Below are 18012 nucleotides of genomic sequence, written 5' to 3'. Positions count from 1 at the left end.
ATAAACGGGCCGGAATCCCGGCCCGGAAAAAATTAAAACGAGTACTTAACAGAAACCGAAGCGTTGTTCCGGTCGGCCAGTTTGTTGGAATATTTGGCGCCCCAGAAGCTGGTGGCAGACATGCCCACTTCCAGGTTGTTCAGGTACACAAAATCCAGCCCCAGAGTGGCGGCCTTACGGTCTTCCATGAAGTTGCCGCCAATGGGCGAATTGCCACTCACGTCGTGGGCGACGCGAATGCTCGGCGCCATGGAAATACCGGCAAAAATATTGTTGTAGTTCGCTCTCAGAACTGCGCGGTAACCCCAGGATGTTTTATCTAATCCATAATCATCAGTTTCGCTATCTTCGACGACCCCGTCACCGTTTCCATTCAGGATATCAGCCTCTGTACCAAGAATGGCCGCTGTTGAGTTGTAGTAAAGGCCCGAACTTTCTAGTCCTTCAACGTGCTCCACACCCAACTCCACGAGCGCTACCAGTCCGTCAGTGCCCCAGGTTGGGCCGAAATTGAAAATGCTGACCAGAGAACCATTATAACTTTCTACTTCATCATAAAAGTAATATAGAGAGCCAGGAACAACATCTGTATCACCAGCCAAACAACTTCCACCTAACTCCGCTCTAACACAATGCTGGGTGAAGTTTTCGATTTTAGGCGTACCGTTTGCCGCTACCCGCGCCAAGTTCTGGATCAGGTTATCACCGACCTCATTGATGATCGCTCGCTTGGGTCGATAAGCCACTTCACCCGCCAGGGACATGGTACCAAGGCTGGTGTTGAAGCTAGCACCGAACATGTCCTGCTCTTCCACATAGGCCATCTGGTATTCGGTGGTATCGATAGTTCTGGCAACCGCTACAGGGTCGGCAGATCCTGCAGTATTGATATTGTTAATTCGAGAGCCAACAACAGGGGTACGGGCATGGGTACGGGTGTAATAAAGCGCGAATTCAGTACCATTCAGGCCTTCAGCAAAATAGCGATAGGCCAAACCAAACTGCCCATTATCCTTCGCTTCCTTATCCCGAATCCGGTTTACAGTTACCTGAGTGTCTTCATAACCATAATTGGCACCATAGGCCCCATCAGTATAGGCTTTGAAGGCATTTTCCAGCCCCGGAGCGCCAGCCCCGAGCGCAACAACCCGACCATCAATGATCACATTGTCTGCACCTTTCCCCGGAAAGGCATCGTGGGTGGAGAAATAGGTACCGACCGGTGCATCTTCAGAGTTTTTCCACTCGAACTGGTAGAACGCTTCCAAGGTGGCATTAAACGTAAGCCCGTAAGAAAAGTACAAGCTGTCCAGCGGCAACAAGGCTTCCTTGATTTCGGAACCCGGCAACCGCAACGCGTTGAGATCGAAATAGTTAGCGGTATTCACGCCACCCTGCATGAACAGGGCCTCACCCCAGTTGATCACCTGCTGACCCAGACGTACATTCAAGGGCTTATCGAACAGATCGAAACTGCCCCAAACGTAGGCGTCCAGCATGCGAGCCCGCTGGCCGGCGTAACGCTCGGCATCACGGGTAAAATCATCACCAATGCCGTTATTGGCATAATCCGAGTATGTCGCGTAGCGAGTAAACCCACTCGGAAAATTGGGCCCTGATTCTACCAGCGCCCCGCCATCATGACCGCCGCCCATGATCTGCTGATCATAGAACGCCGTGGCCCTCAGAAACATGCCGTAACGGCCCTGCCAGCTCAGGTCCAACTCTGGGGTAATCTTATAAACTAGGGATGCCAACCCGGTGTCATAATTGTTATTGGCATCGTTTTTGTTGATCTGTGAACCATAGCCATTGAGGGTCATGTCCACCACTTCACCGTTAGCCGCCAACATCCGGTCCTGCCCTTCTGTACGGAACAGCGCACCGACAGACAAGGCGGTATCCAGTCGACCGGACCAATCCGGGTTATCGAATTGCAGCTGAACCGCTGAGGCAGGAATTGACAAGCTGGTAAGGGCTGCAGCACCAGCAACAGCCATCGCTAACCTGGTTTTGCGCAGGGGATTATTATTCATGTAGCTCTCCGAATTGCCATGCATGGCTTTATTGTTCTTGCCCGGGTAACGGCTTCTCCCGTTGTGTCATCGGTCCCATCATTCTCTCCGATGCACACCCCTACCCAGACTAAGTCTTAATTCTTACATATCGGGACCAAAAAGAAATCCCCCTTCAGTGTACATTTAACGACCAGCCAGTCACTACTTTTGTGCGCCCCCAGCCAAGCCCTAATCAGCCTGAGGCATCAACGTAACCAGGGCCACGGCCTGATACCCCACGTTGGCGGGTGGCTTGCAAAGTGCCGCGGCAACGTCTCACGATTCCGCCTTGTACAAGTACCACGTCAATCAGGCCGTGAGTATCCGCCCAAGGACCTCGCTCAGATTGTCTGAGGCCTGCTTTTTCACCGCCTCCAGGGCAGATGCCAGCTGGCCACGACGCCCGGGTTCGAGCTTTGGCAGACGCGCGGCAGCGTTGGCCAGGCGGGCTGCGATCTGGGGGTTAATCCCGTCGAGTCGGGTCAGAACCGCCGCAAACAATCGGTACCCCTCCCCGTCAGCAGAATGGAAAGCCGACGGATTACCATTCGCCAGGGTGCCCACCAGGGCGCGTACGCGATTCGGGACGGTCCAGTCAAAAGCAGGGTGCGCCATTAGCGCCTCTATTGTGGACAGACTGGCAGGCCCCGGGATGGAGGCCTGAACCGCAAACCACTGGTCCATCACCAGAGCCTCATCGGCCCAGCGTTCTGCAAACTGGGCCAGCGCTTGATCTGCACCAGCCAGGTTGTAATGCACCAGCACACGCAATGCCGCCAGCTCTTCAGTCATGCACAAGGGCAGCTCGAACAATTCGACCGCCAGGCGTTGCGCTTCCGGGTGGCCGGACGCCGCCAGGTAATCCAGCGCCAGGTTGCGCAACTGACGCCGCCCCATGGCACGGCCATCCATTTCCAGCTCGGTCGCAATCAGGTTTTCCGCCAGGGACAGCCAGTGATCCTGCAATGCCTTGCCCAGTGCCTGCTTCATGGCATGGTGAGCCACATGCACGCTGCCCGGATCCAGGGGGGTATGACGGTCCCCCAGGGCCACTTCACCAGGCAGTGACAACAGCAGGGCCGCCTGGGCCGGATCCTCATCGGCCCGGGCAATCACCTGTTCCAATACCGGCACCAGCAATTGCGCTTCGGCCCCGGCGGTCCCCTCCCCCGTGACCAGACGATCCAGGGCAGAGAAATAGAGCCGCTGGGCGGCGCTCCAGCGGCAGTAGCCATCACTGTCGTGGGCCAGCAAGCGAGACAACTGGCCATGATCGAAGGCGTAGTCCAGCACCACCGGCGCTGAAAAACCCCGCAGCAAGGACGGTGTGACCGGCCCTGTGGCATCAACGCTGAAGGTCTGCTCTTCCCCGTCGATGATAATGACCTTCTCCCGATTGCCGGCCTCATCCAGTGGCAAGGGCTCACCGGCTTCGTCCAGCAAGGCCAGACGGACTGGAATCATCAACGGCTGCTTCTCCGCCTGTCCCGGTGTCGGGGGCGTATGCTGACGGAAGGTCAGCTGGTAGCGCCCATTTTCCAGCTTGTCCGTCACTGTCAGAATCGGGGTGCCGGCCTGACTGTACCAGCGCTTGAACTGGGTCAGATCCCGGCCGGAGATCTCCTCCATGCAGGCAACGAAGTCATCACAGGTGACGGCTTGACCATCGAAACGATCGAAATAACGATCTGTCGCACGACGAAAGTCTTCGGGCCCTAACAGGTGGTACTGCATACGGACAATTTCGGCACCCTTTTCATAGATCGTCAGCGTGTAGAAGTTATCAATTTTCTGGTATTCCGCCGGGCGTACGGGATGGGCCATGGGCCCCTGATCTTCCGGGAACTGATGGTTAACGAGAAAATCCACATTCTCCACCCGTTGCACGGCGGCGGAGTTCATGTCCGCAGAGAACTGCTGGTCGCGGAAGACGGTGAACCCCTCCTTGAGGCTGAGCTGAAACCAGTCTCTGCAGGTAACCCGGTTGCCGGACCAGTTATGGAAGTACTCGTGGGCCACCACGGATTCCACTCGCTGGAACCCCGCATCGGTGGTCGTGGACGGGTGCGCCAACACACAGGACGTATTGAAAATATTGAGGCCCTTGTTTTCCATGGCCCCCATATTGAAGTGGCTGACTGCCACGATCATATAGATATCCAGGTCGTACTCACGCCCGTAGGTCTCTTCATCCCAGCGCATGGCATTTTTCAGGGACAGCATGGCGTGGTCCAGCTTGTCCAGATCACGGTGCTCCGCATAAAGGCGTAGCGATACCCGGCGACCGGAACCGGTGGTATAGCTGTCTTCCAGGCAGGCCAGGTCGCCGGCTACCAGGGCAAATAAATAGCAGGGTTTCGGGAAGGGATCCTCCCAGATCACCCAGTGGCGATCCCCCTCTTCTCCTTGCGCGACCGGGTTGCCGTTGGATAGCAGCAGCGGGTAGCGCTTCTTGTCGGCGCGAACCGTGGTCGTAAAGCGGGCCAGCACATCCGGGCGATCCGGAAAAAAGGTGATGCGGCGAAAGCCTTCCGCTTCACACTGGGTGCAGTACATGCCGTTGGAGCGGTAGAGACCGTCGAGGGCGGTATTCTTTTCAGGCTGGATCTCTACGATCGACGTCAGTTGGCAATGTTCAGGCAACCCCCTGACAATCAATTCATTGTCGCTGTACTCGTACTGACCATCATCCAGCGCAACCCCATCCAGGCTCAAAGCGCGCAGGGCAAGCCCCTCGCCATTGAAGCGCATTTCACCTGCCGGAACAGTAGACGCCGGATTATGCTTCAGAGACAAACGGCTGGTGACTGTTGTCACGCCATCATGGATATCCACATCCAGAACCACCTCTTCCACAAGATAGACGGGAGGCTGATATTCCTCCAACCGGGTGGTCTTAACTGCACTATGCGCGGTTTCCATGCATGACTCCTGCTGCGTTTCTGATGCTGCCCATATTAGACACTTGCCCTAAACGACAACACCCCGCAGAAGCGGGGTGTTGTCGTTTTCAGAGATAGTTGAATGTTATGGGGCTTGGATAAAATTCGACGCAGCCCCTTCACCAGCCGTACCAACAGCCGTTGCAGAGGGATCTGCTACAAAACTAACCACTTCAGTTTGCAGTTCACCTGTCGCCAAAAGCTCACCGCTAACAGGGTCGACCCCATCCGCCTCATTGGGGCGCAGCAGGGAGGCATGGTGGCCGATTGTCAGGTTCACCAGCGCGTTCATGGTCGTCAGGTCTTCAGCCCCTGGGCCTGGGCCCACCTGAACAGCAGCTAGTAGGCGGGCTAACGGAGTAGTGCCTGCCAGAGGTGCCGTTGCAACGCCATTGGGCACCACCTTATCCGCAGTATAGTCCTTGCCGTCACCCGCGACTCCGCCACCAACGATCTGCTGCACCAGCACAGGCACCGTCAATTCAGCACACTTCAGAATACTTGGATAGTGGCCTGCTCCGGCCTTTTCGAGATCGCATTCTTCAGCACCAGCAAGAGTTTCTGCAAAATTGACAGGGTCTCCAGAATCCACTGTACTTTGTGCAACATACAGAAATTTCTCGAAATCAGAACTGCCTGCCTCGATGCCGCCTGCCGCAAGTCCAGCCTGGATGCTGGGCCCCAATGCTTCGGAATTGATCAACACCTGAGTCAATTGCCCGCCGGCAGCAGATACCACAAGACCACTCAAAGGATTTAGCTTGCTTGCCAATGCCGGGTTAGCTGCATCTTTTGCCAACTTCCCATCCGCAGCAATCGCCAACTGGTTCACTGTGGCATAGGTCGTTCCCACAATACCGCCTAGAGACACACCGACCACTTTCACATCGCTGGTATCAAGTCCAACCAACTCTCCCGCTTCAAGTTCCGCATCAATGTTAGCAAGACTGGCATTAAGATTTAGCAAATCCATTACACTCTGCCGGAGGTTGTCACGAGTATTCGTCAACACGCCCAGGTTTATGAAATTGAGTGCCGCGTTACCTTCTTCAAAAGCACGTCCACCGTGCAAAGGCAAATCAATCGCCACTGTTGCCACACAGGCTTTTGCCAAGCTATGTGCAAGCGCCACTACAGAAGTGCGGTCACTGCCGATGCCATGCACATACATTGCCACAGGCAAACCATCAGGCTTCGCGGCAGCACAAGTCACACCCGGCGCGACCTCGTAGGCAGGGTCAGGGAGAGTAACCTGCAAAGGAACAGACTCCACACTTGCTTGTTTTGCAAAGGGATAGCGATACGTAACATTGAACGTGGACTTATCCACATCAGGCAAAGGCAACTGCTCAGGAAGAGTCTCAGCCACCTCCTCAGGAAGACTCGCTTTTACTTTGGGAAGTAGTGCCGCCCCAAGCTCTTGATCTGCCTGCCAGCTATCTAGTTTGTAATTCCCTGAAACCGTTGTCTCCGGCGTCCGAAGGTAATACGGAAGATCCATTGAGCCGAAGTACAACGAAACCACACCCTCAGCAAGAGCGCCTTCTGTCAGAACATTGGCATCCACACCAGCCGGCGATACCGAAACATTCCTTGGCTGAGGCGAATTCAAAGTCACGCCCTCCATGAGAATGGCTCCGAGATTCTGTACAGCTGAAACCGCATCTACACCAAAAGTCTGCCTCTGAGCCTGCACAATGGCCGCATTAGATGCGGCATTTGCCAACAACGGTGCTACTGGATCAGTCGTGGTAAAGGTAAAAGAAATGGCAATACTGTCTTTCGCTGCCTGCGATGTCGGATCTCCCGTTAACACTGCTGCCGCCAGTGATTCCCAGCCGCCTATTGCCGTACGGATAGATTGCAAGCTCGCAGCGAAAGTCGCCGCAGTAGCATCATCTGCCGTTCTCAGCAAATTGTATTGGAAGGAGGGACTAACAGGATTACCATCAACATCCTTCACGCCGTTTGTAATAAATACAAGGTACTTGGTTGCAGGCAAAAGCGGGTTTAGAGGAGTAATACGCAGCGTATTGCCATCACCATTGGCTAGCGAGACGACACTAGCGCTAATCGCTGTTTCAGCTAGAGCATCAGCATCAGGCGCAACCACATTCTTCAGATCCAGCGCATCTCCATTAGTTACCAGAGGAACCAAGAAAACATTTGGCTGTGCGCACTGCATCATAGCTTGATCAAGAAGCGTACAAAGACTCCCTGCATCCAAGCTTCCACCAGCAAAGCCAACATCAAAGGAAGCGTTCGTAGAGAACCCATCCAGCGATCTGATAGCAGTCGATACCGGGTTGCTGCCGCCAGTGTTAGCAGTACCGTCGCTGGTAGCCGCCGCCGCAAACAGTAAGTCGGTATTGAGGGGCAAATCAGAGACCGCCGGATTAAAACGTGCATAGGTGCCGAGGTCATCAAGGGAAACGGCACCCTCACTCTGATCAGGAACGGTATCACTGCCGCCACCACAGGCCGCCAGTGCCAGGGCCACTGCCGCAGGCAGTACTTTCTTGTAGATATGCATGGGTTCTCCCAAACCATTTGTTATCTTTTTTATTTCTGATTGCGCCGCTATCTCCCATAACGCACCCAGAAAGACATCTTCCGCGTGTGCCGAGTCTGCGTCGGCTACGCTACACAACGGAGTTGTCACCTAGGAAGAATACAGTATGTTAAGGAGAGCACCAACGGTCTTTGACGGGAAAAGAAGGACGGTAGTCCGACAGGCGGTATCCAGGCGACGACCAGCCAGTCATCGCCTTTGAGGGGGGCGCTAGCAGGGCTATTGCAGTCGATCCGGGGCTCGCAGGATCACCGGCTGCTCCTCCTGCGCCTCTCCTTCACTCTTGCACTGCTGCTCCATGTAGCCAGTGCGCTGCTCCTCTGGCAGGTTGCGGGCTTCCCAGGCGATGACCGCCTGCAGACAGGTTTCACGCTGCTCACGAGTCAGCGGCCGCCCATCTGCCCATTTGCCGGTTTCGATGGCGCGCCGCATGTTGTCGCAGACCTCCGGGGTCATGGCGGCAATCAGTTCATCAAAGCTCTGGTAGGTCATATCGATCACTCATTTACGCTGCAGCTGCATCTCGGACAGAGTCGCCATGCAAGCATGACTCCAACTGGGTACGGTGCAGCCTTATCAGTCTAACGCTTCCCTGATTTTCAACTGCTGTCACCGGGGCGGGTACTCCAGCCCAGCTTGGAACGACAGGCCTGGTAGAAATCGTGTCCCGGCGGGTGAATCAGGTGCAGACGGTGAGGCTTCTTGCGGATCGCAATCACATCGTCCACCTGCAGACGAATCCCGGCGGTGCCATCACAGCTGACCAGCGGGCGGACCTTTTCGGTGGTGATATGGATCTTGATCTCGCTGTCTCCGGCCACCACCAGCGGCCGGCTGGTAAGGGTATGGGGATTGAGCGGCACCATTACCATGGCATCCAGCTTTGGATGCATGATGGGCCCCCCGCCGGACAGCGCATAGGCCGTGGAACCGGTGGGTGTGGAGATGATCAGACCATCAGACCGCTGGCCATAGACAAAATGGCCGTCGATCATCAGCTCGAAGTCGATCATATGCACACTGTCACCGGACAGCAGCACGATATCATTCAGGGCGCAGCCCTCACCCACCACGGTCTTGCCGCGGCGAACTTCCAGATCCAGCAGGAACCGCTTTTCGGTGGTGTACTCACCATCCAGCACCTGCCCTACCCGGCTTTCGATTTCAGAGGGAAGGATGTCAGTGAGAAACCCCAGGTGACCACGGTTAACGCCCAGCACCGGCACATCAAAACGGGCCAGAGTACGGGCGGCGCCCAGCAGGCTGCCATCGCCCCCGACCACAATCACCAGATCACAGGCTTCCCCCATCTGCGTGGCAGATGCCGCCTGCAGCCCCATTTCTGGCAGGCTGCCGGCGATGTTCTTGTCGAGGATAACGGTACAGTCCCGCCCATTGAGGAAATGGATCAACTGGCGCAGGGAATACAGCGCCTGTTCGCTTTCTGAACGGGCTATCAGGCCGATATTGCGGAATTTGTTGCTAAAAGTCTCTTGCGCCACACTAATCCTGGGCAGCCGAAGCTGCATCCGGTGGAGGGCTCGCCCGCCATCCGGTGAGCAATTACCCCTGTGTCAGGTACTCGCTCAGGTTAGCAGCATTGGCATTCAAGCCGCCATCCAGAACGATTACGTCCAAGCCGGCGTTTTTTAACAGAAAAGCCGCCGTGGCGCTACGTCGACCGGTATCGCAGTAGGCAATATAGGTCTTGCTGGGATCCAGCAGGCGGGATTTCAGCCGCAGCACATTCAGCGGCATATTGGTGGCGCCGACCAGGTGCTCCTGGTCAAATTCATCGCTGGTGCGCACATCAAGCCACCAGGCACCTTTTTCCGCAGCACCCAGCACATTTTCCGCCGGCATGGTGTTGATAATCGGCTCGCGCAGCAGGGCATCAAAGTCCTGGCGTTCCAGCTTCATCAGCACCCCGTCGGTGGCCATGGTCACCGTAGCATTGCGGGGCTTGCCGGAAAGCAGCGCCTCTTCGCCGAACCACTGCCCCTCCTCCAGCATGGCAACCGGTGTCGGAGCACCGTCACCCATGCTGATGGCCACCTCGCAAACCCCCTCTTTGAGGATATAACAGCAGTCTGCGGCCTCCCCCTGGCGGATGATGACCTCACCCTGCTTGTGACGATGGGCTTTAAGGCGACGGAAGATTTCCAGGATGTTGCTGGGGGGAACCCGGTGAAACAGCTTGGACTTGAGCAGCCGGATCATCCACTCGCGATCATTCTGATACGCAGAGTTGGCATTGATATCGAGAATCACATACCCCGCCGACTGGTCCCAGGAAAGAATGGTATCCAGCCGAAAGCTGTCAAAGCGAACCACACTGACCTCAGTCAATGCCCGGGCCGTACTGCGACGAGGCTGCGCATGCTCCAACGGGTGCCAGGATGCCGTATCCCCGGCACTGACAATCCGTGTCTGCCCCGCTTCATCGGTCAGCTCGACCTTGCCGCTTAGCAAGTAAATCGTGGTGTTGTCCTTGTCGCCCTGCGAAAAAAGGGCATCTCCTGACGCAAAGCGACACACTTCCTGCTGGTCCAGCAACCAGTCCAGCTGGTCCCCGGACAGCGCATTCACTGGCACAAAGGTCTGCAAAAGGCTTTTATCAATGGATTCCTGTGCCATAACAGCCGCTCCCGGATTCTTGTTCTGAAGACAACACCATACTTTCAGCGTAGAGAATGCAAAAAACCTACCATTTTTCATGGAAATGGCACTGGTTCACATTCCGGTATCAGCGAAAGCGCAACACATTGTCGATGGCGGAATCATTCCGGCAATTGGGGCAACGATTGGCATTGCAGTCAGAAACCCCGGGCTTGAACTGATTGGGCACTTCCACCCGGATCACACGCTTGCCACAGGCTTGCTGATCGGCACCCACCGGGACCTGGCAGACCGGGTTTTCGTAGTGAGCCAGCCAGGCCCGATAGTGGTCTTCGGTAACCAGGCACTTACGCGCCGCAAAGGCCACCGGATTTTCCATATAACTGCCGATCTGGTCGGCGGAAATCGAGATATGTCCCGCCCCAGGGTGAAAGGCAATAAAGCTCAACCCCAGGCTCTCCAGTTTCTCCAGCACCTTCTGGGCCCCGGTACTGGCCTCTTTGACCCGGTTCCGCTTGAGCTCACCAAGCTCCTGCTTGAGCTGACTGATCAGATCATCCCGGGTCAGCACATCCATTTCCTTGGCGTGGATCTGCTCGGAAAGCTTGGCACGCTCTTCCTCGATGCGCTGCTCCAAAGCCAGCTTGTACTGCTCAGTCAGCACCTCCAGCTCACTCCCCTGGGACTGGCTTTGCTGGCTCTGCTCCTCAAGGCTCTGGGTCAGGGAAATCACCTGGGCTTTCAGTGAATCGTTTTGCTCGCGAAGGGCCACATTCTGGGATTTGAGGGTTTTGAACTGGCCCATGACTTTTTCCAGCTGGGCATTCAGGATCTCTTCCTTCTGCTGGGCGGCATAACGCAATTTCCCCACCTCTTCGGAGTGGGAATTCTCCAGCGTCTGCACCCGCAGGCGCAGCTCCTTGATAATTCGGGCCAAGCGAACCCGTTCTTCGTCGGCCTCTTTCCGGCTTTCACTTTGATCCGGGGCAATGGTGGGCGCCTTCGTCTCGGCACCAATCACCGGCGGCGGCGTGGCCGGCATGGAATCCAGCTCGTCATCGATCTCAAGACCCAGCTTCGGACCACGCTCCCGAATGGTGTCACGAATAGCAATAAAATCATTGGCCCCCGGCTTCATGCCCGGGTCCCACATCTGATCCTGGTGCCAGGCCACTGGGCACTGACTACGACAGGCCAAACGGATCGGCCCGGCGCCCATATCCGGCCCTTGCCCGGCGTGCTCAGCAAGGTGACGCAATGGCACATTCCAGGTCGCATCCGCCATGCCATCTTCATCAAAATCGATGGTGAAAAGCACCAGAGAGCGCACGCGTAGCTGGCCATTGACCAGACAATACGCTCCGCGGACTTCCTTGTCGGCAAATTCGGGCACACCCACCATGCCATCCAGGATCGCCTCAAAATCCGCGTACAGCATACTTTTCGTAATGCCCCGGTGATCAAAAAACAAAATCGCTTCGGACGTCACGGAGGATAGAGGCATGTGTCCTTCCTTACCTTGAGAATTATTGTAGTTGGCCACTGACCTGCCACGGCGTCACTGCCTGCAGTCCCGGAAAACACTGGCAAAAATCAGGGTGCTGCCAATTATAGTCAGCCCCTCACAAAAGAGTGTGACCTGAATGGCAGTAAAAAAAAAGCATAGGCAAAGCCGCTGCCAGCTTGCAGGAAAGCATTGAGCCAGCGCCACTAACGGCGTCACGTTGCCAGGAAAAAAGTCGGTATCAGGTGTTCGGCGGGGAGGAATGCGAGGGGAACCGGAGAAGGGCTGAACGGAAAGGAATCAGAGCTCCTCTCCGTCATCGACCCAGCTGTCTTCTTCCAGCCACTCCTCCAGGCATTCCATGAGCTGCTTCTCTTCAAGGCGCTCTTCCAGATAGTCTTCCATTGGCTTGTCCTCCTTTCGTCTTTTCAGTGTTGTGGACCTGAAATTAGACAGGGATTCAGTGACAAGTTCATGAAAAATGGACGGATACCGGATATACCGGGTCAGCGCTTACGCTTTGTCAGGCGTCGGTGGCGGCGTGGACGAGAAGGCAGAAACAAAAAAGGCCCCCATCTATGGGAGCCTTTAATGCTTGAATAGTGGCGGAGCGGACGGGACTCGAACCCGCGACCCCCGGCGTGACAGGCCGGTATTCTAACCAACTGAACTACCGCTCCAGCTATTCCTTTCGGAACTCTTTACTCTTGAAACTTGGTGGGTGGTGACGGGATCGAACCGCCGACCCTCTGCTTGTAAGGCAGATGCTCTCCCAGCTGAGCTAACCACCCGCATCGCGTTGCGAAGTGGGCGCCATTTTAGGGATTGGGCCCGGGGTGTCAACGGCTTTTTGCAGAAAAAAGTCCGTTTGCCTAGAAAATGGTCGGAACGGCTAAATCTTGGGCAGAACAGCGAGAAAACGCAGCGACCCGCTCGTAGCTTGAGGCTAGCCTTCCGCCTCCAGCGCCTCAATATGCGCCTTGGCCTCCTCCAGAGTAAATTTCCCCGGCACCGGCTGTCCGTTAGGTTTGGCAATCAGATAATGGTGCACATCCAGCGCCCAGGTCTGCCGGTTCAGCTCACCTTCCTCGATGATGGAGTAGCCACTCTGACCCCAGCTGATGGCATTGCCGATCATGCCTCACCCACCACACGACGCACGATAATGTCAGCCAGATCATCCAGCGTCAGGGAACCAGCCCGGTCGAACCAGTTGGGCGCCCAACCCGTCATGCCGGTAAGCAGACGGCGGATAATGAAAGGGTCATCCCGAAAAACCCCTTGCTCATGCAGGGCATTGAGTGCATCCAGCCAGAGTTGCTCATAAATGGCCCGCAACTCCAGCGCCTTGCGCTGTTTGTCTTCACTCAGGCATCGCCATTCTGTCACCAGCACGGTCATGGCCTCGGCGGTATCGCCAACAATGGATTGCAACTCCGCCCGCACCAAGGCCCGCAACTGCCCTTTCGGCGAGCTTTCTGCCGCCACGGCCCGACGCAGGCGATCCGTATTGAACTGGATCACCTCTTCCATCACCGCGTAGAGAATATCTTCCTTGCTCTTGAAATGATGGAAGATAGAGCCGCTCTGGATACCCACGGAAGCAGCGATATCCCGCACCGTGGTGCGATCAAAGCCCTTATCCCGAAACAGGTGGGCAGCCGCGCTGAGCAAACGCCCGCGGGGAGAATCATCGATTCCATTAATTGCCAGTGACTCAGCCATTGGTATCCTCTTTTTTGTATCCCCGCATTATCCCGATTCCGGGCTGCAAGCTGCAAGCTAGGGAGTGCGCAGCCTTCCATTAGCCTGTACAGGCTTTTTGCCTGCAGCTTGAAACTGACTCTTGCTAAACCAAGCGCTTGCTTGGTAGCTTACGAGACCACGCTTTCACACGCAAATGGAGCCATCATGACCGAGCCCGTTCGTATCGGCTGCGCCGCCGGATTCTGGGGTGATACCAACAGCGCCGCTTTCCAGCTGGTCAAGCAGGCCGAGATCGATTATCTGGTGTTCGATTACCTGGCCGAGGTCACCCTGTCCATCATGGCCGGGGCACGCATGAAGGACCCCAGCGCCGGCTACGCCCACGACTTCGTCAACAATGTCATGGCGCCGCTGGCCAAGGACATCAAAGCAAAAAACATAAAAGTCATCAGCAATGCTGGCGGGGTGAACCCGCGGGCCTGCCGAGAGGCCCTGGAGAAAGTCTTCGAGGCTGCCGGCATTGAGATGAAAATTGCCCTGGTGGAAGGCGACGACCTGAATCCGCGCCGCAATGATTTTGCCGATGTGACGGAAATGGATAGCGGCGCTCCCCTGCCCCCCATGACCGTTACCATGAATGCCTACCTGGGCGCCCTGCCGATCAAGGCGGCCCTGGATGCCGGTGCCGACATCGTACTCACCGGCCGTATTGCTGATTCCGCCGTGGTACTGGGGCCGCTGATGCACGAATTCGGCTGGGCCGAGGACGACTATGACAAACTGGCCCAGGGCTCCCTGGCCGGCCATGTGATTGAGTGCGGCGCCCAGTGCACCGGCGGCAATTTCACCGATTGGCGCGATGTGCCCGATTTCCACAACATGGGCTTCCCCATTGCCGAATGCTTTGCAGACGGCCACTTCATTATCAGCAAACCGGACAATACCGGCGGCCTGGTCACCCCGGCGACAGTGGGCGAGCAGATCGTCTACGAGATCGGCGACCCCCGCGCCTACATGCTGCCCGATGTGATCTGTGACTTCACCAACGTGACACTGGAACAGGCGGGTGACAATCGGGTCCGCGTCAGTGGCGCCAAAGGCCTGCCGCCCAGCGACACCTATAAAGTCTCCGCCACTTACCCGGACGGTAACCGCATCACCGCTTCATTTCTGATGGGGGGCATCGACGCCCCGCAGAAAGGCCAGGTGGTGGCCGATGCCATTCTGAAAAAGGTGGCCGGTCTGTTCACGCAATTGGGCATGGCGCCCATGCGCGAAACCAGCGTGGAAATTCTCGGCAGCGAAACCACCTACGGCGCCCATGCCCGTCGCGGTGACACCCGCGAGGTGGTCGTCAAAATCGGCGCCCTGCACGACGACAAAAAAGCCCTGGGATTGTTTGCCCGGGAGATTGCCCAGGCTGCCACCGGCATGGCCCCGGGGCTGTCCGGCCTGGTCGGCGGACGTCCCAAACCGTTCCCGCGCATCCGCCTGTTTTCCACTCTGGTCAGCAAGAACAGCATCCCGGTTACCGTGAACCTGGACGGCGACACGATACCCGTCAGCATTCCTGCCGGTGCGCCCTTTGACCCCGCCAACCTGCCCGCAGATCCACGCGGCGACACCGCCAGCGGAGACGTGGCGGTCCCCCTGGTCAAACTGGCCTGGGCCCGCAGCGGCGACAAGGGCAACCATGCCAATATCGGCGTAATCGCCCGCCGCCCCGAGTATCTGCCCTTTATGAATGCCGCTCTGGGCGAAGAGGCAGTGGCGGATTACATGCAACACGTCCTCGACCCGGACACCGGCAGCGTCAGCCGCTGGTCCTTGCCCGGCATGAATGCTTTCAACTTCCTGCTGAAAAATGCATTGGGCGGCGGCGGCATCGCCTCACTGCGCATTGATCCGCAGGGCAAGGCGTTCGCCCAGCAGTTGCTGGATATGCCGGTGATGGTGAGTGAAGAGATCGCCAGAACACTCGAAAATAACTAAGACATTGTGGGAGTGGTCGTTCGACCATGACGGCATCCCGAAGGCCAATTCGCGGTCGAACGAGCGCTCCCACAGCAAGAGACAACACAAGGATTAACGACAATGTCATACCGTTCCGTATTCAAACCCGATCTGTTTGCCGGCCAGAACATCATCGTCACCGGCGGCGGCTCCGGCATCGGTCGCTGTACCGCCCATGAACTGGCTTCCCTGGGTGCCCGCGTGGTGCTGGTTGGCCGCAAGCAGGAAAAACTGGATAACGTGGCGGCAGAGATCGAAGAAGACGGCGGCCAGGCCATCGGCTTCGCCTGCGACATTCGTGACGAAGAAGTGGTCAAGGCCACCGTTGCCGAGATCTACAAGGCCGTCGAGGTGGTCCACGGCCTGGTCAATAACGCTGGCGGCCAATTCCCTTCCCCTCTGGCGCTGATCAGCCAGAAAGGCTGGGAAACCGTGGTGCGCACCAACCTCACCGGCGGGTTCCTGATGGCCCGGGAAGTGTTCACCCAGGGCATGAACCTTAATGGCGGCGCCATCGTCAACATTGTCGCCGACATGTGGGGCGGCATGCCCGGCATGGGTCACTCCGGCGCCGCCCGGGCCGGCATGGTCAACTTCACCCAGACCGCCGCCTACGAATGGGGCAGCTGCGGGGTGCGCGTCAACGCCGTGGCACCGGGCTGGATCATGTCCAGCGGCATGGACACCTACCCGGAAGGCTTCAAGCAGACCCTGAAAACCCTGCGCGCCGCCGTACCGCTCAAGCGCATGGGCAACGAATCCGAAGTGTCCGGCGCCATCTGCTTTTTGCTCAGCGATGCTGCCGCCTTTATCAGCGGTGACACCCTGCGCATCGACGGCGCCGCCAGCCAGGGCAACGTGGCCATCTTCCCGCTGCCCGATCATGACAAGAGCCAACCGTTTGACGGCTTCCACCGAGCCACCACCCCCGATGTCTTCAAGGACCTGTAATGTCAGTCATTGAATCCGCACTGGACCCGAACAGCGAGGAATACCGGCAGAACCGCGATGCCCTGCTGGCGGCAGTGGAAGAATTCCGCGCCATTGAGCAGGCCGTGGTGGATACCGCCGAGAGCAAGCGTGCCAAGTTCGAAAAACGCGGCCAGCTGCTGCCCCACGAGCGTATCTCCCGGCTGCTGGACACCGGCTCGCCGTTCCTGAGCCTGATGAACCTGGCCGGTTACAAGATGCACGACGACAAGGACGGCACCGAAGCCGGCGGCAGCACCATTGCCGGCATCGGCTATGTGTCCGGTGTCCGTTGCCTGGTGACCGCCTCCAATTCCGCCATCAAGGGCGGCACCATCTCCCCCTCCGGCCTGCACAAGACCCTGCGCCTGCAACGCATCGCCATGGAGAACAAGCTGCCCGTGGTCAGCCTGGTGGAGTCCGGCGGTGCCAACCTGAACTACGCGGCAGAAGTGTTCGTGGATGGCGCCCGCACCTTTGCCAATCAGGCACGGTTGTCCGCCGCCGGCATCCCGCAGATCACCGTGGTACACGGTAATGCCACTGCCGGTGGCGCCTATCAGCCGGGTCTGTCCGACTATGTGGTAGTGGTACGCGAGCGCGCCAAGATGTTCCTGGCCGGCCCGCCCTTGCTGAAAGCCGCCACCGGCGAAATCGCCACGGATGAGGAACTGGGCGGAGCGGAAATGCACAGTGGTACCGCAGGCACCGCCGAATACCTGGCAGAAAACGACGCCGACGGCATCCGTCAGGCCCGGGACCTGGTCAAGCTGCTGGGCTGGCGCCGGGCGGCACCGGACAGCAACGCTTTCGAGCCACCCCGCTATGACGCCGAAGAGTTGCTCGGCGTGGTGCCCGCTGATGCCAAGAAGCCCTACGATGTGCGCGAGATCATCGCCCGCATCGCCGACGGCTCCGACTTTCTCGATTTCAAGAACGACTGGGACAGCGCCACCGTGTGCGGCTGGAGCACCATCGAAGGCAAGCCCGTGGGCATCATCGGCAACAATGGTCCGATCACCCCCCGTGGCGCCGCCAAAGCCGCCCAGTTCATCCAGCTCTGTGACCAGACACGCCGCCCTCTACTGTTCCTTCACAACACCACCGGCTTCATGGTGGGGACCGATGCGGAACAGAACGGTGTTATCAAGCACGGCTCGAAAATGCTGCAGGCCGTGGCCAACGCTCGAGTGCCGAAGATTTCCATCGTGGTCGGTGGCTCCTACGGTGCCGGCAACTATGCCATGTGCGGCCGCGGCCTGGACCCGCGCTTCATCTTTGCCTGGCCCAACTCCAAAGTTGCCGTGATGGGTGGCCAGCAGGCCGGCATGGTGCTGCGCATCGTGGCCGAGGCCAAGCAGCGCGCCAACGGCATTGAGCCTGACGAGAAGGTACTCGACATGCTTCAGCAGACCACCGCCCAGAAACTCGACAGCCAGTCCACCGCCCTCTACGGCACGGCCCGGCTGTGGGACGACGGCATCATCGACCCCCGCGACACCCGCCGCGTGGTCGCCTATGCCCTGGACATCTGCGCCGATGCCCAACATCGCGAGCTGCACCCGAATGCGTTCGGGGTGGCGAGACTTTAGAGGCAGTGAACAGTGAATAGTGAACAGTTAACAGCTA

Annotated in this window: 12 protein-coding genes and 2 tRNA genes; 3 read left to right on the top strand and 11 right to left on the bottom strand. The window is 57.6% G+C overall.

What is annotated here, in order from left to right; translation table 11 throughout:
* Window positions 1-32: 32 nt before the first annotated feature.
* The 11 genes from A0251_RS08865 to A0251_RS08815 form a co-directional block, all read right to left on the bottom strand.
* The gene (locus tag A0251_RS08865; RefSeq protein ID WP_062816495.1) at window positions 33-2036 is read right to left on the bottom strand and encodes a DUF1302 domain-containing protein; all 2004 of its coding nucleotides are present in this window, start codon (window positions 2034-2036) and stop codon (window positions 33-35) included.
* A gap of 330 nt (window positions 2037-2366) precedes the next feature.
* On the bottom strand, window positions 2367-4979 hold the full coding sequence (pepN, locus tag A0251_RS08860; RefSeq protein WP_062816494.1) for an aminopeptidase N: 2613 nt from the start codon (window positions 4977-4979) through the stop codon (window positions 2367-2369).
* A 105-nt stretch (window positions 4980-5084) separates the two neighbouring features.
* Window positions 5085-7532, bottom strand: coding sequence for an Ig-like domain-containing protein (locus A0251_RS08855; protein WP_062816493.1), 2448 nt, complete (start codon window positions 7530-7532; stop codon window positions 5085-5087).
* Between the two features lie 258 nt (window positions 7533-7790).
* Window positions 7791-8063 (bottom strand): YeaC family protein, encoded by a 273-nt coding sequence (locus A0251_RS08850; RefSeq protein WP_062816492.1) that lies wholly within the window; start codon window positions 8061-8063, stop codon window positions 7791-7793.
* A 107-nt stretch (window positions 8064-8170) separates the two neighbouring features.
* Complete coding sequence (locus A0251_RS08845) at window positions 8171-9100, bottom strand: NAD(+) kinase (protein WP_062816491.1); 930 nt, start codon at window positions 9098-9100, stop codon at window positions 8171-8173.
* 34 nt (window positions 9101-9134) lie between these two features.
* A complete protein-coding gene (locus tag A0251_RS08840) occupies window positions 9135-10208 on the bottom strand; it encodes a cyclic nucleotide-binding domain-containing protein (protein ID WP_062816490.1) in 1074 nt (357 codons plus the stop codon).
* Window positions 10209-10317: 109 nt separating this feature from the next.
* Window positions 10318-11694: a hypothetical protein gene (locus tag A0251_RS08835; RefSeq protein WP_062816489.1), complete on the bottom strand. Its 1377-nt coding sequence runs from the start codon at window positions 11692-11694 to the stop codon at window positions 10318-10320.
* A gap of 603 nt (window positions 11695-12297) precedes the next feature.
* A tRNA-Asp gene (locus A0251_RS08830) sits at window positions 12298-12374 on the bottom strand.
* A gap of 35 nt (window positions 12375-12409) precedes the next feature.
* Window positions 12410-12485 (bottom strand) — tRNA-Val (locus A0251_RS08825).
* A gap of 155 nt (window positions 12486-12640) precedes the next feature.
* Window positions 12641-12832: a hypothetical protein gene (locus tag A0251_RS08820; protein ID WP_062816488.1), complete on the bottom strand. Its 192-nt coding sequence runs from the start codon at window positions 12830-12832 to the stop codon at window positions 12641-12643.
* Window positions 12829-13419: a TetR/AcrR family transcriptional regulator gene (locus tag A0251_RS08815; protein WP_062816487.1), complete on the bottom strand. Its 591-nt coding sequence runs from the start codon at window positions 13417-13419 to the stop codon at window positions 12829-12831. The genes A0251_RS08820 and A0251_RS08815 overlap by 4 nt, the downstream gene beginning before the upstream one ends.
* 186 nt (window positions 13420-13605) lie before the next feature.
* Here A0251_RS08815 and A0251_RS08810 point away from each other — a divergent pair, with 186 nt between their 5' ends.
* The 3 genes from A0251_RS08810 (at window position 13606) to A0251_RS08800 (ending at window position 17975) form a co-directional block, all read left to right on the top strand.
* Window positions 13606-15393, top strand: coding sequence for an acyclic terpene utilization AtuA family protein (locus A0251_RS08810; protein ID WP_062816486.1), 1788 nt, complete (start codon window positions 13606-13608; stop codon window positions 15391-15393).
* 102 nt (window positions 15394-15495) lie between these two features.
* Entirely contained in the window at window positions 15496-16365 is an 870-nt protein-coding gene (locus A0251_RS08805; RefSeq protein ID WP_062816485.1) for an SDR family oxidoreductase, read from the top strand.
* Window positions 16365-17975, top strand: coding sequence for an acyl-CoA carboxylase subunit beta (locus A0251_RS08800; RefSeq protein WP_062816484.1), 1611 nt, complete (start codon window positions 16365-16367; stop codon window positions 17973-17975). Before A0251_RS08805 ends, A0251_RS08800 begins: the two co-directional genes overlap by 1 nt.
* The last annotated feature ends 37 nt before the right edge of the window (window positions 17976-18012 follow it).

Origin of the sequence: Alcanivorax sp. NBRC 102024 (assembly GCF_001602235.1) — a bacterium.
Lineage (GTDB): Bacteria > Pseudomonadota > Gammaproteobacteria > Pseudomonadales > Alcanivoracaceae > Alcanivorax.
The sequence above is the reverse complement of the archived record's forward strand: the minus strand, read 5'-3'. Positions and strand labels throughout refer to the sequence as shown.